Source organism: Pseudomonas sp. MWU12-2029 (genome assembly GCF_023242425.1).
GTDB classification, from domain to species: Bacteria; Pseudomonadota; Gammaproteobacteria; order Pseudomonadales; family Pseudomonadaceae; genus Aquipseudomonas; species Aquipseudomonas kribbensis.
The window spans coordinates 291,554-312,630 of the sequence record NZ_JALJDY010000007.1 but is presented as its reverse complement, the minus strand read 5'-3'; the positions used below and the strand labels follow the sequence as shown (position 1 = coordinate 312,630).

Here is a 21,077-nt window from a genome sequence, read left to right as displayed (position 1 = left end):
GCGTGTCGCAGTTCTCAGATCGCACCGTTATGGATCATTAGTTCTCTTTCTCAATTGACAATCATTATCATTCAACATAGTTTGTCGCTCGATGTGTAGGACGGCCCCGTCCCCCAGGCGTCCCACTAACCTATTGGCAGCAAGGTGATTTCCATGACGGAACAAGTATCCACAAGCAGGTGCGATTCACCGCTACTTCAGGCATTCGTCGACAATCGACTGATTCTGGTCAAGATTGCAGCCCGCATTACCGGCTGCCGTTCACGCGCCGAAGATGTGGTGCAGGATGCGTTCTTCCGACTGCAATCGGCGCCGCCGATCACGTCGTCGATCAAGGCCCAGCTGAGTTATCTGTTCCAGATCGTGCGCAATCTGGCCATCGATCACTACCGCAAACAGGCGCTGGAGCAGAAGTACGCCGGCCCCGAGGAGGAAGGGTTGAACGTGGTCATTCAGGGCGCTTCGCCGGAAACCTCGCACATCAACTTCTCGACCCTGGAACACATCGCCGATGCGCTGACCGAGCTGCCGGTCCGCACGCGCTATGCGTTCGAGATGTATCGTCTGCACGGCGTGCCGCAGAAGGACATCGCCAAGGAACTCGGCGTTTCACCGACCCTGGTCAACTTCATGATTCGTGATGCGCTGGTGCACTGCCGCAAAGTGTCGGGCAGCCGTGCTGATGCCGTGACTGCAAACCGTCGCTGACAGCACACCACCCAAAAAAAAGATCGCAGCCTTCGTCGAAGGGCTGCGATCTTTTTTTGTTTCAGCGAGACGTCACGCCAGTTTGCAGCGATCAAAAAACCGCTCACGCCCGAGGATCATCAGCGCCGCGCGCTTGTGCGGGAAGTCGAATTCCTTTTCGCAGTGAAAGCACTGATTGTGCATGTGGCCGATCATCTTCGCGTTGTCGGCACGCGGCTCGGCGACGACGCGCTGCGTACGAGGATCATCCAGAAACAGATAGTGCACCAGCGCTGACAGCCAGCTCGCCACTTTGTGCGGGCCGCGATGGTCTTCCTCACCGACCAGCATGTGAATGCCACGATCGTAGTCATCGGCATCGTAGAACGGCGCGATGCGATCTTCCTTGGCCCAGTAGGCCTCGAAGTAAGCGAACGGCTGATCGTCGAAACAGCCAATCAACGTCAAGGTGTGCGGGTCGGCGTCGAGCTTGCTCAGGTACTCGCGATGCTGTTCGAGGCTGCCCTCTTCCTGCCAGAAACTGGCGACTCGTGGACTGTTTTGCCAGCGATTGAAACGCGCAAGATCCTGCTCGATCTCCACCGTTCGCAGGGAAATCCACGCACCAAGACGCGCATCGAAACGTCGATAGACCTCACCCCGCGGTTTGACCGGGCGCAGCGGATGGCGCTTGCCGTTGCTGATGACCATCTGCTGCGGGTAGCTGCCGGTCAATGAAGTACCCAGCCAAGGCTGCGGCAGTTGCCAGAACAACGTGCGCTCACAGCGATATTCGCCCGCCATGTCGGTGCTCACCAGCAAGCCGCTGAGCAAGGCTTCGGTCGGTGGCTGATCCAGTTGCCAGATCAATTGCTGACGTGCCGGATCCCGGGCGAACAGCCAATAACAGGCCGCCCACAACGCCTGACCTGGCGGCAACGCATAACGTTCATCGATCTGGATCGGCCCCTGCCCTTCACGATCGAGGCGCAGGCGAATCAGCGGTTGCCCGTCCAGGCTGAGGCTCAGACGGCTTTCGGTGGCATCGGCTATCAGTTGACTGCCCGAAGGCAAGGCCAGGGCAGTCAGGTCATTCAGATTGGACATGGGTCGGGCTCACGATAATCGTCGACAGTTCAACGATGGGACGTGAGCCGGGGCGGGAAATTTAGGCCGGCCGCGAAAAACCGCCAGTCATGGGTGAGGCACCGGCACCACGGCAATCTTGTAAGGTTCGAAGATCTTCAGCATCTGCCCGCTGTCGCGCAGCCCCTGAAGCAACTTGCCGAACGCCTCGCCGGTAATCGGCGCTTTCGGGCTGAGAATCGCGTAATGGTGATAAATCTGGTCGATGCGCTGGGACACCAACAATTCGTCACGCACCTTGTCGTTGCGCAGCAGGTAATCGAACAGATAGGAGCGAGTCACCAGCGCAATGTCCGCCCGACCGCGCAGCACCATCAACAGGTTGCTGTCATGGGAATAGGTCAGTGTCGCGTTGTAAGTTTCAGCGAGATACTTGGGGTCGGCATTGAAGTTGGCGAATTCGTAGTGATAGCCGCTGTACAGTGCCAGCCGTTTGCCCTTGAGATCGGCGAAGTAATTCTGCTGGCGACCGGGTTCTTTCTGTGCGACGAAAATTTCCGCGTCTTCCAGCCCCATGTCGACCGTGGTGTGGGGAATGTCTTTCCAACCCCAGTCCGGGTTCTCGAAGATCGCCATGTCCGTGCGACCTTCCTTGAAATCGCCGAACCGCCGCGGAATCGAGGTAGGGACAAGCTCGAAACGATAGTCGCTCTGCGAGTGGTTCAATGCCTCGACCAGTTCCGGCAGCAGACCGGTGTCGGCGCCGTTTTCCGGGCGAATGGTGTAAGGCGGAAAATGCGCGGCGCCCACCCGAACCACTTGCACCGCCTGAGCGGGCAATACCCATAGTGCAGCCAGCGCTGCGAGCATCAGCCCCGCGGCCGTCCGATCTGGCAAAGACTTCAAAACACCCCACTCCCCGAAAAAGTACCGTTGCATGCATTCAAGCTAGGCGGTTTCGCCCAGTTAGCCAGTTTCCCGGGCCGATAGAAAGCGATTAGCGCTCTTCGAGCACCAGAATCAACGCCTCTTCGGCCAGTTGATCGAGGCTCAGACTGCCGCCGGCGCGGAACCAGGTGGTAGTCCAGGACAACGCCCCCGTGAGAAAACGTCGGGTAATGAACACATCGCCGCGAATGAACCCCGCTTCTTTGGCTTCACCCAGCACTTGCAGCCAGATGTCCTCATAGATGTCACGTAGCGCCAGTACCTTGGCCTGACCGTCTTCGGACAGTGAGCGCCATTCATACACCAGCACCGCCATCGCTTCGCCGCTGCCGCCCATGATCGACTGCAATTCGCAGCGGATCAGCGCCAGCACCCGCTCGCGCACATTGGCCGCATCGGCCAGGGCCGCACGCATCAGCGCTGTGTTGTAGCGGATGGTTTCTTCCATCACGGCACGCAGGATTTCATCCTTGCTCTTGAAGTGATGAAAAATGCTGCCCGACTGAATGCCCACGGCGCCGGCCAGGTCGCGCACCGTGGTGCGTTCGTAGCCCTTGTTGCGAAACAGGTGGGCCGCCACTTGCAGCAATTTGCCGCGAGCGCTGTCCGGGTCGGTCAACTGGCCTTCGTCGACCAGTTCGCGCATCACCTTCAGGGCTTTTTGCTCGTCCACCCGTTCTCTCCTACAGTCGTTCAGTCGTCTGCCGCCCTGAAACCGCAGGGTTGCGCGGGCAATTTAAGCCGCCGGCCGCGACCAAGCAAGCGCTTGGGCAGAAGATAATTTCGCCTGTTTACAAACCAAGCGCTTGCTTGGTAGCCTCGATGCACTTCTGTCACAGGTTGCTGAGTCGGAGATGAAAATGCCCACCACGGTTCGCATCGGATGCGCCAGCGCATTCTGGGGAGACACCTCGACCGCCGCCGCGCAGCTCGTGGCCGCAGGACAGCTGGATTATCTGGTGTTCGACTACCTGGCCGAGATCACCATGTCGATCATGGCCGGCGCGCGCATGAAGGACCCGCAGGCCGGATTTGCCGGCGATTTCATCGAAGTCCTCACGCCATTGCTGCCACAACTGGCGGAACAGAAGATTCGCGTCATCAGCAATGCCGGCGGGGTCAATCCCCAGGCCTGCGCCGCCGCGTTGCAAGCGGCCTGCGACAAGGCCGGCGTGGCGCTGAAAATCGCCGTGCTGTCGGGTGATGACCTGCAACCGCAATTCAAACAACTCGCCACCCAAGGCATCACGGAAATGTTCAGCGGCGCCCCGCTGCCGCCGATGTGCGTGTCGACCAACGCCTACCTCGGCGCCCCGGGCATCGTCGAAGCCCTGCGCCTGGGCGCCGACATCGTCATCACCGGCCGCGTGGTCGACAGCGCGGTGGTCAGCGCCGCGCTGGTGCATGAATTCGGCTGGTCGTGGCACGACTACGATAAACTCGCCCAGGCCGCATTGGCCGGGCACATCATTGAATGCGGCGCGCAGTGCACCGGCGGCAATTTCACCGATTGGCGTGACGTGCCGGATTACGAACACATCGGTTTCCCGATCGTCGAGGTCAGCGCCGACGGCCAGTTCATCGTCAGCAAACCCGAAGGCTCCGGCGGACTGGTCACGCCGCTGACCGTCGGCGAACAGATGCTTTACGAAATCGGCGACCCACAGGCCTACCTGTTGCCCGATGTGGTCTGCGATTTCAGCCAGGTCAAACTCCAGCAACAAGGCAAAAACGCGGTCCGCGTCCATGGCGCAAAAGGCCTGCCACCCAGCGACAAATACAAGGTCAGCGCGACATACCCGGACGGTTTCCGCTGCACCGCCAGTTGCCTGATCGCCGGTATCGATGCGGTGGAAAAAGCCCGGCGCGTCAGTCAGGCGATCATCGACAAGACCTCGGAAATGCTCGGCCAGAAAGGCCTCCGGCCTTACACCGAAACCCATATCGAACTGCTCGGCAGCGAAGCCACCTACGGCCCCCACGGCCAGCGCCGGGACAGCCGCGAAGTGGTGATCAAACTCGCCGTGCGCCACCCGAACAAACAAGCCTTGATCCTGTTCTCCCGGGAAATCGCCCAGGCCGCCACCGGCATGGCGCCGGGCCTGACCGGCATCGTCGGCGGACGGCCGACAGTGTATCCGTTGATCCGGCTGTTCTCGTTCCTGATCGACAAAAGCGCCTGCACCTTGCAGATCGACATGGACGGCGAGCGTCACCCGTTCGCCCTGCCCGCCTCCGCCATCCTCGACAGCCAGGATCTGCCCCTGCCCCACGAAACACCCAAACCCCATGGGCGCGCCGACGCGAGCGTGCCATTGGTGAAACTGGCCGTGGCGCGCTCCGGCGACAAGGGCAATCACAGCAACATCGGTGTCATGCCGCGTCGCCCGGAATACCTGCCGTGGATCGCCGAAGCGCTGACACCGGCGGTGGTGGTCGACTGGATGAGTCATGTCCTCGACCCGATTCATGGCCGTGTCGAACGCTGGTATCTGCCGGGTACTCACAGCCTCAATTTCCTGCTGGAAAACGCCCTCGGTGGCGGTGGTGTGGCGAGCCTGCGCATCGACCCTCAAGGCAAAGCCTTCGCCCAGCAATTGCTGGAAATCCAGATCCCGGTGCCGCAGAGCATCGCCGAACAGTTCGACTAGAGGATTGGCACCATGGCGTATGAATCGATTTTCAGGGCCGATCTGTTCAGCGGCCAGACCGTGATTGTCACCGGTGGCGGCAGCGGCATCGGGCGTTGCACCGCCCATGAACTGGCGGCGCTCGGGGCCACCGTGGTGCTGGTTGGACGCAAGCCGGAAAAGCTGCAAACCGTCGCCGCCGAAATTGCCGAGGACGGTGGCCGGGCACACTGGAAGGCTTGCGACATTCGTGACGAAGAAGCGGTGAAAGCGCTGGTCAGCGAGCTGATCCGCGAACACGGGCCGATCCATGGACTGGTCAACAATGCCGGCGGGCAATACCCGTCGCCATTGGCCTCGATCAATCAGAAAGGCTTCGAAACCGTGCTGCGCACCAACTTGGTCGGCGGTTTCCTGATGGCCCGGGAAGTGTTCAACCAGTCGATGAGCAAGCACGGCGGCAGCATCGTCAACATGCTCGCCGACATGTGGGGCGGCATGCCGGGAATGGGCCACTCGGGCGCTGCGCGTTCGGGCATGGACAACTTCACCAAGACCGCCGCCTTCGAATGGGGTTACGCCGGCGTTCGGGTGAATGCCGTGGCGCCGGGATGGATCGCCTCCAGTGGCATGGACACCTATGAAGGCGCGTTCAAGGCCGTGATCCCGACCCTGCGCGAACACGTGCCACTCAAGCGCATCGGCACCGAATCCGAGGTCAGCGCAGCAATCGTGTTTCTGCTGAGTCCCGCTGCCGCCTTTATCAGCGGCAGCACCTTGCGCATCGACGGCGCTGCCAGCCTGGGCAGTCGCGCATGGCCGTTGCACAAGGCGACCCACAGCGAATCCTTCAACGGTTTTCACCGGGCCTATATGCCGGACGTCTTGAAGGACAAGGAGTAAGCCATGCCGGTCATTCAATCCCAGCTCGACCCGCACAGCGAAGCCTTTGCCCGCAACCGCGCGGCCATGCTCGCCGCCATCGAGCAAGTCCAGCAGCTCGAACAGAACCTGCTGAACAAGGCCGCCGAAGCCAAACCGAAATTCGACAAGCGCGGGCAACTGCTGCCCCGCGAACGCCTGAACCTGCTGCTCGACCCGGGAGCCCCCTTCCTCGAACTGGCGAGCCTGGCCGGCTACAAACTGCACGACGACAAGGACGGCAGCTCGGCCGGTGGCGGCTTGATTGCGGGCATTGGCTACGTTTCCGGCGTGCGGGCGCTGGTGGTGGCGAACAACAGCGCGATCAAGGGCGGGACGATCTCCCCGTCGGGTCTGAAAAAATCCCTGCGCCTGCAACAGATCGCCCAGGAAAACAAACTGCCGGTGATCACCCTCGCCGAAAGCGGTGGCGCCAACCTCAACTACGCGGCGGAAATTTTTGTCGAAGGTGCACGCAGCTTTGCCAATCAGGCGCGGATGTCGGCCATGGGTTTGCCGCAGATCACCGTGGTTCACGGCTCGGCCACCGCTGGCGGCGCGTATCAACCAGGACTGTCGGATTACGTGGTGGTGGTGCGCGGCAAGGCCAAGCTGTTTCTTGCCGGCCCGCCGCTGCTTAAAGCGGCGACCGGTGAAGTGGCCACCGACGAAGAACTGGGCGGCGCCGAAATGCACGCGCAAGTCGCCGGCACCGCCGAATACCTGGCCGAAAACGATGCCGACGGCGTACGTCAGGTGCGGGAAATCGTCAGTCTGCTGAACTGGAACGAGCAACTGCCGTGGCTGCCCGAGCCGCAATTCAAGGAGCCGTTGTACCCCATCGACGAACTGCTCGGCCTGATCCCGGACGACCCGAAAAAGCCTTACGACGTACGCGAAATCATCGCGCGGATCGCCGACGAATCACGCTTCATGGAATTCAAGGGTGAGTTCGATCAGCAGACCATTTGCGGCCACTTGAAGATTCAGGGCCGCGCCTGCGGCTTCATCGGCAACAACGGCCCGATCACGCCCAACGGCGCGAGCAAGGCGGCGCAGTTCATTCAGCTCTGCGACCAGAGCCAGACGCCGCTGCTGTTTTTCCACAACACCACCGGGTTCATGGTCGGCACCGAATCGGAACAGCACGGCGTGATCAAGCATGGCTCCAAATTGATCCAGGCCGTGGCCAATGCACGAGTGCCGAAACTGACGATCGTGGTCGGCGGCTCCTATGGCGCAGGCAACTACGCGATGTGCGGGCGCGGGCTCGATCCGCGCTTCATCTTCGCCTGGCCCAACAGCCGCACGGCTGTAATGGGCGGCGCCCAGGCCGGCAAGGTGCTGCGCATCGTCACCGAAGCCAAGCAGTTGAAGGACGGCCTGGTGCCCGACCCGAAAATGCTCGACATGCTGGAACAGGTGACTGCGCAAAAACTCGACAGCCAGTCCACCGCCCTCTACGGCAGCGCCAACCTGTGGGACGACGGACTGATCGATCCGCGTGACACCCGCACTCTGCTTGGCTACCTGCTGGACATCTGCCACGAAGCGGGCATCCGCACGCTGGCCCCCAACAGCTTCGGCGTCAGCCGCTTCTGACCGCCTCGGACCTCAAGGAGAACAATAAAAATGATCTTCACCCCGGAACACGAAGCCCTGCGTCGCACCGTCCGCCAGTTCGTCGAGCACGAGATCAACCCCCACGTCGATGAATGGGAAAAGGCCGGGCGCTTTCCGATCCACGAAATTTTCCGCAAGGCCGGCGACCTCGGCCTGCTGGGGATTTCCAAGCCGGAAAAATTCGGCGGCATGGGCCTGGATTACAGCTATTCGATCGTCGCCGCCGAAGAGTTCGGCACCATCCATTGCGGCGGTATTCCGATGTCGATCGGCGTGCAGACCGACATGTGCACCCCGGCCCTCGCCCGCTTCGGCTCCGATGAGTTGCGCGACGAATTCCTGCGCCCGGCGATCACCGGCGAACAGGTCGGCTGCATCGGCGTGTCGGAAGTCGGTGCCGGCTCCGATGTCGCCGGGCTCAAGACCACCGCGCGCAAGGACGGCGACGACTATGTGATCAACGGCAGCAAGATGTGGATCACCAACTCGCCAAGCGCCGACTTCATCTGCCTGCTGGCCAACACCTCGGACGACAAACCGCACGTCAACAAATCGCTGATCATGGTGCCGATGAACACGCCGGGCATCAGCCTCAGTTCACATCTGGACAAGCTCGGCATGCGCAGCTCGGAAACCGCCCAGGTGTTTTTCGATAACGTGCGCGTGCCACAGCGCAATCGCATCGGCCATGAAGGCGCCGGGTTCATGATGCAGATGTTGCAGTTCCAGGAGGAACGCCTGTTCGGCGCGGCCAACATGATCAAGGGCCTGGAATACTGCGTCGACAGCACCATCGAGTACTGCAAGGAACGCAAGACCTTCGGCAATGCGCTGATCGACAATCAGGTGATCCACTTCCGCCTCGCCGAACTGCAGACCGAAATCGAATGCCTTCGGGCGCTGGTCTATCAGGCCACCGAGCAGTATGTGAAAGGCCAGGACGTCACCCGGCTGGCCTCGATGGCCAAACTCAAGGCCGGGCGCCTTGGCCGCGAAGTCAGCGACAGTTGCCTGCAATACTGGGGCGGCATGGGGTTCATGTGGGACAACCCGGTGGCCCGCGCTTACCGCGACGTGCGTCTGGTATCGATTGGCGGCGGCGCCGACGAAATCATGCTGGGCATCATCTGCAAACTGATGGGCATCCTGCCGGGGAAAAAGAAATGACCACCCTGCCCGCTTGCCAGACGCTGTTGCTGGAGCCGCATAACGGCGTGCTGCACATCACCCTCAATCGCCCGGAAAGCCGCAACGCCATGAGCCTGCAAATGGTTGCCGAACTGCGCGCAGTTTTTGCCGCTGTGCGCGATGACCGTAGCGTGCGCGCCCTGGTGCTCAGCGGCGCCGGCGGGCATTTCTGTGCCGGCGGCGACATCAAGGACATGGCCAACGCTCGCACTCAGGGCAGCGATGCCCATCGTGAGTTGAATCGGGCTTTCGGGTCGCTGCTGGAAGAAGCGCAGCACACACCGCAAGTGTTGATCACCGTGCTCCAGGGCGCGGTGCTCGGTGGCGGTTTCGGGTTGGCGTGCGTGAGCGATATCGCGATGGCCGATCATCAGGCGCAATTCGGTCTGCCGGAAACCAGCCTCGGCCTGTTGCCGGCGCAGATCGCACCGTTTGTGGTGCAGCGCATAGGTCTCACAGAGGCCCGGCGCCTGGCGCTGACCGCCGCCCGCTTCGATGGTCATCAGGCTCGACGGCTGGGGCTGGTGCACTTTGTCGAACAGGATCCGCAGTCACTCGCCGAACGCCTGGATGAAGTGCTCGATCACGTTTTGTGTTGCGCCCCCGAAGCGAATGCCGTGACGAAAAAACTGCTGCTGGCCAGTGCCGGCCAGCCATCGAGCGAACTGCTGGATGAAGCGGCGCAGTGGTTCAGCGAAGCGGTGACCGGTGCCGAGGGCATCGAAGGCACGATGGCGTTCGTGCAGAAACGCAAACCCGGATGGAGTACCTGACCCTGTGGAAGCGGGCTTGCCCGCGCTGAGGCCCTTCAATCCACCGCCAACATTCAGGAAAAACCACCATGCCCGCCATCCATAAAATCCTGATCGCCAACCGCGGTGAAATCGCCTGCCGCATCCAGCGCACCGCCCAGGCCCTCGGCTATCGCACCGTCGCGGTGTTCAGCGACGCCGACGCCGATGCGCTGCACGTTCAGATGGCGGACGAGGCCGTGTACATCGGCCCGGCGCCGGTTCAACAGTCCTACCTGAACATCCCGGCCATCCTCGACGCCGCACGGCGTAGCGGTGCCGACGCGATTCATCCCGGTTATGGCTTCCTCTCGGAAAACGCCGAGTTCGCCCGAGCCTGCGAACAGGCCGGCCTGACCTTCATCGGTCCCAGCGTCGAAGCCATCGAGCTGATGGGCAGCAAACGCCAATCGAAAATCGCCATGCTCGCCGCCGGTGTGCCATGCATCGCCGGCTATCAAGGCGCCGAGCAGGACGACGCGACCCTGACACGGGAAGCCGAACGCATCGGCTATCCGCTGATGATCAAGGCCAGCGCCGGCGGTGGCGGACGTGGCATGCGGCTGGTGCACAGCGCTGAAGAATTGCCGGCGCAATTACGCACCGCCCGCTCCGAAGCCTTGAATGGATTCGGCAGCGACGAACTGATCCTCGAACGGGCCCTGATCGAACCGCGTCATGTCGAGATTCAGCTGTTCGGCGACCGGCACGGCAATCTGATCTACCTCGGCGAACGGGACTGCTCGATCCAGCGTCGCCACCAGAAGGTTATCGAGGAAGCGCCGTGCCCGGTGATGACCGAAGAGTTGCGTAAGGCGATGGGCGAAGCGGCGCTCAAGGCCGGACGTGCGGTGAACTATGTGGGCGCTGGCACCGTGGAGTTTCTGCTCGATGCCCGAGGCCAGTTCTTCTTTCTGGAGATGAACACCCGGCTGCAGGTCGAACACCCGGTGACCGAATTGATTACCGGACTGGACCTGGTGGCGTGGCAGCTCTTGATTGCCGAAGGCCAGCCGCTGCCGTTGACCCAGGCGCAGGTCAAACTCGATGGCCACGCCATGGAAGTGCGACTCTATGCCGAGGATCCGGCCCAGGGATTCCTACCGCAGACCGGCCGTGTCGAAGCCTGGGCACCGGCACTGGATCGGGGAGCGCGGGTTGATCATGGGCTGATCGAAGGTCAGTCGATCTCACCGTTCTATGACCCGATGCTCGGCAAACTGATTGCCCACGGTGCGACACGTGAAGAGGCCCGGCGCAAACTGTTGTGCGCGGTGCAGGACAGCGTGTTGCTGGGTGTGCAGAGCAATCAGCGGTTGCTGGCCAGTCTGTTGCAGCATCCGCAGTTCATCAGCGGCGAATTCAGCACCGGGTTTATCCCGCAACACTTCGCCGACCATCCATGCCTGCATCCCTATACACCGAGTGCCGAAGAACTCGCGATCGCGGCGTTACTGTTCTATCAATCTGCCGCGAGTTCGCATCGCGCACCGTTGCCCGGTTGGCGCAACAATGCCGGCGCGCCGCTGCACTATCGCCTGGGTCTTGAAGATCAGGAATGGAGCGTGCAGTTACTGGCCGCCCCGGATGGCATCGTTCGGGTACTGGTCGCTGAACGCGCCTTCGAACTGAAGCTCATCGAACACGGCGACTGCTCGATTTCCCTGGACATCGAAGGTCTGCGCCAGCGCCACGCCTATCGCCTGCACGACGACCAGCTCTGGCTGTTCACCCGCCCCGGCAGCCTGCGTCTGGTGGATCGAACTCATGCCGTGATCGACAGTCAGACCAGCGTCAGCACCGGCACCTTGAAAGCCCCGATGGATGGCGCAATCATCGACGTGCTTGTCAGCGAAGGCAGCCCGGTCAGTAAGGGCCAGCTGCTGGTGGTGCTGGAAGCGATGAAAATGGAGCACCCGCTCAAGGCCGGCATCGATGGCGTGCTCAAGCGGGTGCAGGTCAAGGTCGGCGATCAGGTGAAAAATCGTCAGGTTCTGTTGCAGGTCGAGTAGTCACCGCGCGCATCCGCAAGGTTTGACTACGCTCTGAATAATCAGGACGCGGAAATCAGGAACCCTGCGATGCCCCATTGGCTGGTCATTGATCTGGAAGCCACCACCGATGAAGGTGGCTGGCCGGTTACGGAAATGGAAATCATCGAAATCGGTGCCACCCTGGTGGATCGAACCGGTCGCGAGCAGGATCACTTTCAACGGTTCGTCAAACCGACGCGTCGGCCCCTGCTGACGCCGTTCTGTCGTGAGTTGACACACATCACCCAGGCCAACATCGACGCGGCGCAACCGCTGACCGAGGTCTGGCCGGCGTTCGAGCGCTGGCTCGCTCAGCACCAGACACGCCTCGAAGGCTGGGCCAGCTGGGGTGATTACGACCGCAAGCAATTGCTTCAGGAATGGCAGCGCCTGCAACTCGACAGCGCGCTGAGCCGTGTGCCGCACATGAACCTCAAACAGCGCTTTGCCAAGGCCCGACGCCTTGAACGGCCCCTGGGACTCAATGGCGCCCTGCAACTGGCGGGCATGCAGTTCACCGGTCAGCAGCACCGGGCGCTGGAAGATGCGCGCAATACCGCCCGATTATTGCCGCTGGTGCTGCCGCTCTAGCGCAGGTGACGGCGCCATGAGCCTTGTGCATACTGGCCGACCTTTTTGACCCTTTTAAGCCCTTTTCGAGAGGAATCGCCCATGTTTAAAGTCAACGAGTACTTCGACGGCACCGTCAAGTCGATCGCTTTTGGCACTGCCGAAGGCCCTGCGACCATCGGCGTCATGGCCCCGGGCGAATACGAATTCGGCACCAGCCAGCGTGAAATCATGCACGTGGTGTCCGGCGCACTGACCGTCAAGTTGCCAGACAGCAGCGACTGGGAAACCTTCGCCGCCGGCAGCCAGTTCAACGTGCCAGCCAACAGCAAGTTCCAGCTGAAAGTGGCCGTCGACACCGCTTACCTGTGCGAATACCGCGGCTGAAACCACGGTTTCCTGCGGCAATAAAAAATGCCCGTGTCCAAGGACACGGGCATTTTTCGTTTCAGGGCCGGTTATTCGAGGATTTCCACCGGCATCCCGATTTCGAGTCGACCGTTGCTGTCATTGACCAGGTTCTGACCGAACATCGCACCGTCGGCCTGGGCCCGGGTCTTCTGCAGGGTCGCCAGTGGCTCGCGGTCGGCGCTGCGCTCTCCGGTTTTCGGGTCGATGGTGGTGAGAATGCAGCGCGAGCACGACTTGACCACGCGGAATTCGACATCGCCAATGCGGATGCGCTTCCAGCCATCCTCGGCATACGCCTCGCTGCCCTCGATCACCAGATTCGGCCGGAACCGCAGCATTTCCAGCGGACGCCCGACTTCCTGCGACAGATGTTGCAGCGACGCCTCGCCAATCAGCAGCAGCGGGAAACCGTCGGCGAACGCCACCTGATCGTCATCGTTGCCGTACCCGGCCTGGGTCGTGCGGGCGCGGTCCAGTGGCACTTGCACCAGTCGGGTCGGCTTGCCGATGAATTCGCTGACCCAGCGGGCCGCTTCTTCACCGGCATCAGGTACACGCAAAGTGTCGCGCCAGATGGTCACACCGCGCAGCTCGGCTTCGTTGCCGGGCAAGGCGATATCAATCGCCGAATGTCCCGGCGCCTCGAGGGTCAGGCCACCGTCAGCATTCCACAGCGCCGACAACTGGCTCATCTTCGCTTCGGCGCGCTGGGTCAGGAAACGCCCGCTGGCTTCGTCCACCAGCATCCAGCGCCGGTCGCCCTCAAGCCCCAGTTTGTCCAGGCCGATCCCTTGCAGGACCTCGCCCTTGCCGGATTTCAGCGGGTAACGATAAAGCGCGCTCAGACGCAGCATGGCCAGCTCCCTGGTGGGTGAAAAACGCCACCCTATACGAGCTTTGTCGCCGAATCAAAGGCTGACGCCGGGTCAGCCTCGACAAGTTGATCAGGCCGGTACTTCGTCGAGCATCAGACGCTGGCGCACCACATCGACCAGCTTGTCCGGCTGGAATTTGGAGAGGAAGTTGTCGCAGCCGACCTTCTTCACCATCGAGTCGTTGAAGCTGCCGGACAGCGAAGTGTGCAACACCACATACAGGCCACGCAGACGCGGGTCGTTGCGGATTTCGGTGGTCAGGCGATAGCCGTCCATTTCCGGCATTTCCGCGTCGGTGAAGATCATCAACAACTTGTCGGTCATGTTGACCCCGGTGTCGGCCCAGGCCTTGAGCATGTTCAGGGCTTTCAGACCGTCGCTGGCGATGTGCATCTTCACGCCCAACTGGCCGAGGGTGTCGCGCAATTGCGACAGCGCCACATTGGAATCGTCCACCAGCAGCACTTCACGGCCGCGGGCACGCTCCAGGACCGGATCCTCCAGTTTGTCGCGGGACACCTTGGCGTTGTACGGAACAATTTCGGCAAGGACTTTCTCGACGTCGATGATTTCCACCAGTTGATCGTCGACCTTGCTGATGGCGGTCAGGTAGTGCTGGCGACCGGCGCTGGTCGGCGGCGGCAGGATGGCTTCCCAGTTCATGTTGACGATGCGATCCACACCACCGACGAGGAAGGCCTGTACCGAACGGTTGTATTCCGTAACGATGATCGTGCTGTTGGGGCCCGGCACCAGCGGGCGCATGCCGATCGCCTGGGACAGGTCGATCACCGGCAAGGTCTGGCCGCGCAGGTTGACCACACCGCAGACAAACGGGTGACGCTGAGGCATCAGGGTCAGCTTCGGCAGTTGCAGGACTTCCTGAACCTTGAACACGTTGATCGCGAACAATTGGCGCCCGGCCAGTCGAAACATGAGAATTTCCAGGCGATTCTCACCCACCAGTTGCGTGCGTTGGTCTACCGTATCGAGAATGCCGGCCATCAATGACTCCTGGGCTTGTTCTGGTGAATTCATTAAAGGGGGTTATCGGCGGATTCCGGCCAATCTTGATCCCCATACAAATCACCTACAAAATGCCATGAGCAGGCATTGATGTCACATTAACATCATGCTTTACTGGCCCCCGTGATTTCATCTGCTACATTCTCTGCGGCGCGACCTCGGTTTGCACCGTAGGTTCCCGTGTCTAAGGGATTCCCCTAGTAACAATCAGGCCCAACCTGATGTTCGCAATATCCAATAGCCATTAATGTGACGCCATTCTCATTGCATGAACGGAGTCAGGCTTTTGTGTGCGATCGCAGTTCAGTGGAACCCCATCCTCTCGAAACCCCCGGCACCAGCCTTCTCGGCACTGCAGGGCGCGATCTCACGACGGTTCATGATCGTCGACACACACGACATTCGCTCATCAGACATGACGTTGTGGAGATAAGCATGCCGAACGACCGTAAAGAGTGGGCGCAGCGGTTCCCCGAATTTCTTGTCGAGGCTGAAACGCTCCTGGCCAAGTCCGAAGAGTGCCTGAGTCATTTGCAACTGATCAGCAATGACAAGGACGCAATCGATTGCATGCTCAGCACCCTGCTCAAACTGGCGAACAAGGCCGATGCCCTGGCACTGGTGGCAGTCTCCGAGTTCTGCCTGCACCTGCACGGTTTGCTCACTCAGACGCAAGATCATGTCGACCTGCATGCCCAGGCGCTCGATGCCCTGAAAGACTGCTTCACTCTGATGGCATGGCAACTTGAACTGGTCGACCAGAGCACCGGCCAGCTAAGCCTGGACGAAAGCGAGCAGACGTCCCTCATCGAAGCGTTCGCCTTCCAGGTTGGGCAGAGCCAGTTTCAACCGCCGCTCAGTGCCAAACCCTTGTCCCTCGTGTCTTACTCGGAGCGGCAAGCGTAATCGAGTGCACGCCGGGTCCGTTGGAGCCTGTTAGTTCGAGCCATCGAATGTCGCAATTGAATAACTCATGCCTGCCAGCGACATCTCCAAATAAATAATTACGCTTCAACATGCAGACTGCCTACCGTTGAAGTCAGGGTTTACCTGTGTATAAAAATTGAAGACTTCAGGTGTCACCGATAATTATCGACTCCAATAAATCAACTTTTTCCATTATGGAACTCACGTCCAACATGGCGTATTTCCTGACTCTTTGGACATATAGGGCGAACGCGACCAACGGTATGTTAAGTGGTATTATGCCGCGCGTTAGTTGCTTTCACTTAATGGCACAGTGACTTCAATGATCGGTCTGCTCCGAAGTTGGCAGTCAATTATCGATCACTGAACCGTATTGAAACCAACAACCTGAATCACAGATTTTCAGACAGAGACCGCCAGCCACTCTGACCGGTCTGCCCGCAGCGAACATCCATTGGCTCCATCCGCTATGTACGCCAGCCTCAAGTCAATCGCCACATGGCCACCCTCCCGAGAAAACGCGCGCAGGTTCACGCTCACGCTTTGCATTGGTGCAGCTTTGGGCAGTCTGCTGACTTATTGCCTGTCCGCACCGTTGTCATTTGGCCTGCTGCTGCTCAACGTGGCAGCCGCCGCTTGCGTCTTTACCCAGCATCGCCTGTCGCGCAAGTCGATCAAGTTTCAGCCCCAGGAGCTGGCCGATCGATTGCTCGAAGTCCAGGAAAACGAACGCCATCGCCTCAGCCGTGAACTGCACGACGATATCGGCCAGTTGCTGACCGCCGCCAAGTTGCAGAGCGAATGGCTCAAACGGCGTCTGCCCGAAGAGCTTCAGGAACAATGTTCGGCACTCTGCGACACCCTTGAGGAAACCCTCAATAAAGTCCGCGACGTTTCGGCCATTCTCAACCCACGACAACTGACCAGCCTCGGACTGGAAGCCAGTCTGCGCGCGCATTTGCTCAAGACACTGGCCAATACATCGGTTCACTGGAGCCTGGACTGTCAGCAGCGTTTGAACGGCATCCCTGAAGAAATGGCTGTCGCCGCCTTCCGCATCACTCAGGAAGCCGTGACCAACATCCTGCGACATGCGCAGGCCAAGAACCTGCTGATCCGCGTGCAACGCCTTCCCCAAGGCTTGACCCTGCTGATCAGCGATGACGGTCTGGGGTTTGCCCCGGCCGCCAATCCCGGTCGTGAAGGACAACGAGGCATGGCCGGGATGGCCGAACGGATCGAGCAACTGGGCGGCAGCCTGAGCGTGACGAGCGAACCGGGCAAAGGCACTCAAATCGAAGCACTATTCCCCTGGGCGCCCCGTGCACTCGAGCGGGCCAGTACGAATAAGGTTATGCGTTGACTTGTAACTTACTTCTGGTGGATGACCACTCGCTGATCAGAGCCGGCGTGCGCGCTCTGGTGCTGGATATTCCCGGTTACGCGGTAATCGGCGAGGCCAATGACGGCTCGCAATTGCTCGAGATGGTCGAGCAGTTGAACCCCGATATCGTCTTGCTGGATATTTCCATGAGAGAAACCGGCGGCCTGGAGGCATTGCAGCGGCTCAGACGGGTTCGCCCGCACAGCAAAGTGCTGATTCTGTCGATGCACACCGACCCTGCGCTGATCATGCAGGCACTGGAATCCGGTGCTCATGGCTATCTGCTCAAGGACACCACGGCCACCGAGCTCGAACACGCACTGGAAGCCCTGCGCAACAACGAACGCTACCTGAGCCCGGCCATCGCCCACACGGTGATCAACCAGGCCCTGACACGCAATCAGAAGTTGCAACCGGAAGTCGCCGATTCCCACAACCTGACGGCTCGCCAGCTGGAAATCCTGCGCCTGATCGTTCGCGGCAAGTCCACCCGTGAGATCGCCAATGGTTTGGGTCTGAGCATCAAGACTGTGGAAACCCACCGCTCGCAGATCATGAAACGCCTGCAGATCTACGATGTGGCGGGGCTGGTACTGTTTGCCGTACGGGAGCAGATCATCAGTCTGGACGACTGACCCGCCGCGTCCTGCCCAACAGCGGCGAGTTCTCCGGCAAATGCACACGCAATGCCGCCGGACGAGCCGCAAACCGCAGACTGTCGCCTTCCAGCGGCTCGCCATCAAGATTGATGCAGAGCCCTTCGGCAACCTTGATTTCGACCCACGGCAAACGCGTGCGGACAAACATGTTGTCGAGACCGAATCCGTCGCTGAGCAGGTTTTTCAGCGTGCCGACCAGCTCCTGTGGTGCCGGCAGAATACTGATATCCAGCAGGCCGTCATCCGCCAGTGCCTCCGGGCACAACACATGTCCTCCGCCTGCCTGGCGGCCATTACCGATACCCAGCGCGAGCAGTTCACCGCTCCAGTGAAAGTCCGGCCCCTGCAATTCGCCATAGGCGGCGTGCAACTCACTGAATCGCGACAGGCCCGTAAACAGATAGGCCGCGCCGCCCAGCACCTTTTTCAGATCCTCCGAGGTATTGGCAGTGACCTGACTGCCAAACCCGCCCGTGGCCATGTTCAGGAATATCTGCCCGCCCACCTCACCCAGATCAATGTCATGGGCAGGTGCACCGAGCAACTCAAGCGCCTCGGCGGGCTCCGGGGGTATACCGGCCGCGCGGGAAAAATCGTTGGCGGTTCCCAGTGGCAGCAGCACCAGACTGGCCTCTCCCGGGTGAGCCGCCAGGGCCTCGGCGATGTCGCGCAAGGTGCCATCGCCACCGCCGGCGATGATCTGCCTGTATCCACCAGCCAGGGCCTCTTCGACCAGACGCTGGGCATCACCGGCCTCCCAGGTCAGGCGTACCGCCAATTCCCAGCCCTGCTTGCGCTTGTGTTCAACGGCGGCACGAACCGCTTCGTTAAGTGCCTGCTTGCCATGCAGAATCAGCAATGCCCTGCGCTCATCCATATTGGCCACTCCCGTTATCAAATCAGTTCGGGACATCTTGACCCTCACAGCACGCAAAAGAGCCACCGTAATCCCAAGTATTTCCAGCGACGCGGCTCATTCGTCCTACAAGGCGGTATTTTTTCGTACGGAATGTAAGGAATCGGCTCAATTGACCCATCCAGACCATTCGTACACTGTGGGTCTGAGGCAGCAATCTTTAACCCGATAACACAAGGATGTGCAGGTAATGAGTCAAAACATCACCCGGACGCTGGATCATTCGAGCAGCAGTTTCAGCCGGCAGAAACTCATGGCAGCAGGCGGAATTTCCCATGCACGGTCATGACGCAAGAATGACCGCAAGTCCGGTTGCCCCCCTCTCCGGCAGTCGCGCCTGCCATAAACCCGAACTCAAGAGCAGCGCCAAAAACACTGGAGAAAAAATCATGGACCCCCGTGTCACCGAGCTGGAAACCCACCTCAAATATATTCGCCGAGACATGGACGAAGTAAAGGGAGACGTCAAAGCCATCAAACATCGTCTCGCCTACTCTGCGGGCGCCACAGCAGTGGTCCTTGGATTGTTGGGCTGGGTTGCCAATAGTCGCTTCGACCAGCTCGTGACGCTGATCAGCCGATGACTTACAGAAATGCAGGCCCGCGCCGGGCCTGCATTTCAATGATCAGCCGAGAAGGTCACTCAGGGGAATGAAGGGCACCATTTCTCCCTGGATCAGGGTGCGCCCCTCCTGCACTTCTACCAACCCATCAGCCCAGGCGGCGCTGCGCAGAACACCTGAACTTTGGTTTCGGTAGATAGTTGCCTGTCCCTGCTCCAGTCGCCCCCGCAGGAATTCACGCCGATTACCGGCCTGGGGCCAGACGAATCCAGCCGGGACTGGAAACTTGAGAGGCTCTACATCTTGCACACCCTGACGACGCAGCAGATAAGGCTTGGTCAACAAGGCAAAAGTCACCAGCGTCGACGCGGGGTTGCCGGGCAGACCGATGACCGGAACACCCCGAAAATGCCCAACAGTCAAAGGTTTCCCGGGCTTGATCGCCAGCTTCCACAGCGTCAGCTCACCCTCCTCCCTAAGCGCGACGCCGAGGAAATCCGCTTCCCCAACCGATACGCCTCCGGTCGACAGTATCAAGTCGGCCTCTTCGAGCTCCCCAAGACGCGCTCGGGTGGCGGACAAGTCATCTGGAAGAATCCCGGCATCCAGCACTTCACAGCCCAGACGCTGCAGCCAGCTGCACAGCACCACCCGGTTGCTGTTGTAAATCTGTCCCGGACCCAGTGCCGCTCCCGGTTCAACCAGCTCATCGCCAGTGGACAGCACTGCCACACGGGGCTTGCGGATCACTTCAAGGCCGGCGCAGCCCAAAGACGCAGCCAACCCCAGCTCGATCGGACCGAGCCGGGTTCCCGCGGACAGGACCAATTCGCCCACCGTGGTTTCCTGACCCTGCGGGCGGATGTTTTGCCCGAACACCATGGACTCGATGAACCGGACTCGTCCGTCGGCCTCGGTCACGGCGTTTTCCTGCATCTCGACGCAATCGGCGCCCGGTGGAACGGGTGCCCCCGTAAAGATACGGGCACAGGTTCCCGGTTCCAGCGGTACAGGCGACTGACCGGCAAAAATCTTCTGACTGACGGGCATCGGCTCACTGGTCCAGTCAGCCAGGTTCAAGGCATACCCGTCCATGGCACTGTTGGGCCACGGCGGCAGATCCAGTGTCGAAACCAGATCCCGCGCCAACACCCGCCCCTCGAGCTGCGCCAATGGCAGACACTCGGACTCGACAATACGCGAGGCATCAGCCATTTCCAGCAGACGCGCCAAGGCCACCTCGACCGGCATCAGGCTGCCGGTCTTGCCAGGCTTACCCGCGGGATTCACAAGGAGCCGCCTGTTTCAGGTGAGGGACGAAATTGCACGGGCGATGCCGCGAATCCAGTTGCTCGGCCAGGATGCCATCCCAACCGGTGCGCACCGCGTTGGTCGAACCTGGCAGGCAGCAAACCAGCGTACCGTTAGCCAGTCCAGCCAGTGCACGGGATTGCACAGTGGAAGTACCGATATCAGCCACCGAAATCTGCCGGAACAGTTCACCAAAACCATCCACCTGCTTGTCGAGCAGGCACGCAACGGCTTCCGGTGTACTGTCGCGACCGGTAAAGCCTGTGCCCCCGGTGATCAGCACCACTTGCACGGCATCTTCAGCAATCCAGTGGGCAACTTGCGCGCGGATTTTGTACAGGTCATCTTTGAGCAATACCCGCTCCGCCAGGTTGTGACCGGCAGCGGTCAAACGGTCGACGAAGACCTGGCCGGAAGTATCGGTTTCCAGAGTGCGGGTGTCGCTGACCGTCAATACCGCGATATTGAGCGGTGCAAAAGGTACATCAGCCTTGGCTTTCATAGGCTCATCCAGTTGTAGGAGAAACA

General features: G+C 60.5%; 21 protein-coding genes. 13 read left to right on the top strand and 8 right to left on the bottom strand.

Annotated features, from left to right (window positions below):
- Positions 1-153: 153 nt before the first annotated feature.
- The gene (locus M5B44_RS19650; protein WP_096821112.1) at positions 154-708 is read left to right on the top strand and encodes an RNA polymerase factor sigma-70; all 555 of its coding nucleotides are present in this window, start codon (positions 154-156) and stop codon (positions 706-708) included.
- A gap of 72 nt (positions 709-780) precedes the next feature.
- Here the strand turns inward: M5B44_RS19650 and M5B44_RS19645 are convergent, their stop codons facing one another.
- The 3 genes from M5B44_RS19645 to M5B44_RS19635 all read right to left on the bottom strand — a co-directional run bounded on the left by M5B44_RS19645 (position 781) and on the right by M5B44_RS19635 (position 3,394).
- Positions 781-1,794, bottom strand: coding sequence for a GNAT family N-acetyltransferase (locus M5B44_RS19645; protein ID WP_248740227.1), 1,014 nt, complete (start codon positions 1,792-1,794; stop codon positions 781-783).
- An 87-nt stretch (positions 1,795-1,881) separates the two neighbouring features.
- Entirely contained in the window at positions 1,882-2,643 is a 762-nt protein-coding gene (locus tag M5B44_RS19640) for a substrate-binding periplasmic protein (protein ID WP_248740226.1), read from the bottom strand.
- Between the two features lie 127 nt (positions 2,644-2,770).
- Positions 2,771-3,394: a TetR/AcrR family transcriptional regulator gene (locus M5B44_RS19635; RefSeq protein WP_248740225.1), complete on the bottom strand. Its 624-nt coding sequence runs from the start codon at positions 3,392-3,394 to the stop codon at positions 2,771-2,773.
- Positions 3,395-3,581: 187 nt separating this feature from the next.
- Here M5B44_RS19635 and M5B44_RS19630 point away from each other — a divergent pair, with 187 nt between their 5' ends.
- The 8 genes from M5B44_RS19630 to M5B44_RS19595 all read left to right on the top strand — a co-directional run bounded on the left by M5B44_RS19630 (position 3,582) and on the right by M5B44_RS19595 (position 12,864).
- On the top strand, positions 3,582-5,372 hold the full coding sequence (locus M5B44_RS19630) for an acyclic terpene utilization AtuA family protein (protein ID WP_248740224.1): 1,791 nt from the start codon (positions 3,582-3,584) through the stop codon (positions 5,370-5,372).
- 12 nt (positions 5,373-5,384) lie between these two features.
- Positions 5,385-6,254, top strand: a complete 870-nt coding sequence (locus tag M5B44_RS19625; RefSeq protein WP_248740223.1) for an SDR family oxidoreductase — start codon at positions 5,385-5,387, stop codon at positions 6,252-6,254.
- A 3-nt stretch (positions 6,255-6,257) separates the two neighbouring features.
- Entirely contained in the window at positions 6,258-7,874 is a 1,617-nt protein-coding gene (atuC, locus tag M5B44_RS19620) for a geranyl-CoA carboxylase subunit beta (RefSeq protein ID WP_248740222.1), read from the top strand.
- A gap of 30 nt (positions 7,875-7,904) precedes the next feature.
- Positions 7,905-9,062, top strand: a complete 1,158-nt coding sequence (gene atuD / locus M5B44_RS19615) for a citronellyl-CoA dehydrogenase (protein WP_085710720.1) — start codon at positions 7,905-7,907, stop codon at positions 9,060-9,062.
- On the top strand, positions 9,059-9,856 hold the full coding sequence (locus M5B44_RS19610; protein WP_248740221.1) for an enoyl-CoA hydratase/isomerase family protein: 798 nt from the start codon (positions 9,059-9,061) through the stop codon (positions 9,854-9,856). Before atuD ends, M5B44_RS19610 begins: the two co-directional genes overlap by 4 nt.
- Before the next feature lie 68 nt (positions 9,857-9,924).
- Positions 9,925-11,886, top strand: coding sequence for an acetyl/propionyl/methylcrotonyl-CoA carboxylase subunit alpha (locus M5B44_RS19605; RefSeq protein WP_248740220.1), 1,962 nt, complete (start codon positions 9,925-9,927; stop codon positions 11,884-11,886).
- A 69-nt stretch (positions 11,887-11,955) separates the two neighbouring features.
- The gene (locus M5B44_RS19600; RefSeq protein WP_248740219.1) at positions 11,956-12,498 is read left to right on the top strand and encodes an exonuclease domain-containing protein; all 543 of its coding nucleotides are present in this window, start codon (positions 11,956-11,958) and stop codon (positions 12,496-12,498) included.
- 81 nt (positions 12,499-12,579) lie between these two features.
- Positions 12,580-12,864, top strand: coding sequence for a pyrimidine/purine nucleoside phosphorylase (locus M5B44_RS19595; protein WP_007940055.1), 285 nt, complete (start codon positions 12,580-12,582; stop codon positions 12,862-12,864).
- A 71-nt stretch (positions 12,865-12,935) separates the two neighbouring features.
- Here M5B44_RS19595 and M5B44_RS19590 read toward each other — a convergent pair whose 3' ends face one another.
- A complete protein-coding gene (locus tag M5B44_RS19590; protein ID WP_248740218.1) occupies positions 12,936-13,742 on the bottom strand; it encodes an MOSC domain-containing protein in 807 nt (268 codons plus the stop codon).
- A gap of 90 nt (positions 13,743-13,832) precedes the next feature.
- Positions 13,833-14,768, bottom strand: a complete 936-nt coding sequence (locus M5B44_RS19585; protein WP_085710725.1) for a chemotaxis protein CheV — start codon at positions 14,766-14,768, stop codon at positions 13,833-13,835.
- A 456-nt stretch (positions 14,769-15,224) separates the two neighbouring features.
- Here M5B44_RS19585 and M5B44_RS19580 point away from each other — a divergent pair, with 456 nt between their 5' ends.
- The 3 genes from M5B44_RS19580 (at position 15,225) to M5B44_RS19570 (ending at position 17,735) form a co-directional block, all read left to right on the top strand.
- A complete protein-coding gene (locus tag M5B44_RS19580; RefSeq protein WP_096821100.1) occupies positions 15,225-15,695 on the top strand; it encodes a hypothetical protein in 471 nt (156 codons plus the stop codon).
- A 490-nt stretch (positions 15,696-16,185) separates the two neighbouring features.
- On the top strand, positions 16,186-17,079 hold the full coding sequence (locus tag M5B44_RS19575; RefSeq protein ID WP_134827815.1) for a sensor histidine kinase: 894 nt from the start codon (positions 16,186-16,188) through the stop codon (positions 17,077-17,079).
- Positions 17,076-17,735, top strand: a complete 660-nt coding sequence (locus M5B44_RS19570; protein ID WP_085710728.1) for a response regulator transcription factor — start codon at positions 17,076-17,078, stop codon at positions 17,733-17,735. Before M5B44_RS19575 ends, M5B44_RS19570 begins: the two co-directional genes overlap by 4 nt.
- Here the strand turns inward: M5B44_RS19570 and yegS are convergent.
- Entirely contained in the window at positions 17,719-18,636 is a 918-nt protein-coding gene (gene yegS, locus M5B44_RS19565; RefSeq protein ID WP_248740217.1) for a lipid kinase YegS, read from the bottom strand. The genes M5B44_RS19570 and yegS overlap by 17 nt on opposite strands.
- A gap of 314 nt (positions 18,637-18,950) precedes the next feature.
- Here yegS and M5B44_RS19560 point away from each other — a divergent pair, with 314 nt between their 5' ends.
- Positions 18,951-19,259, top strand: coding sequence for a hypothetical protein (locus M5B44_RS19560; RefSeq protein ID WP_192552129.1), 309 nt, complete (start codon positions 18,951-18,953; stop codon positions 19,257-19,259).
- A 42-nt stretch (positions 19,260-19,301) separates the two neighbouring features.
- Here the strand turns inward: M5B44_RS19560 and glp are convergent, their stop codons facing one another.
- Both glp and moaB read right to left on the bottom strand, forming a co-directional pair.
- Positions 19,302-20,528, bottom strand: a complete 1,227-nt coding sequence (glp, locus tag M5B44_RS19555) for a gephyrin-like molybdotransferase Glp (RefSeq protein WP_248740216.1) — start codon at positions 20,526-20,528, stop codon at positions 19,302-19,304.
- Positions 20,512-21,051: a molybdenum cofactor biosynthesis protein B gene (gene moaB, locus M5B44_RS19550; RefSeq protein WP_248740215.1), complete on the bottom strand. Its 540-nt coding sequence runs from the start codon at positions 21,049-21,051 to the stop codon at positions 20,512-20,514. Before moaB ends, glp begins: the two co-directional genes overlap by 17 nt.
- Between the last annotated feature and the right edge of the window lie 26 nt (positions 21,052-21,077).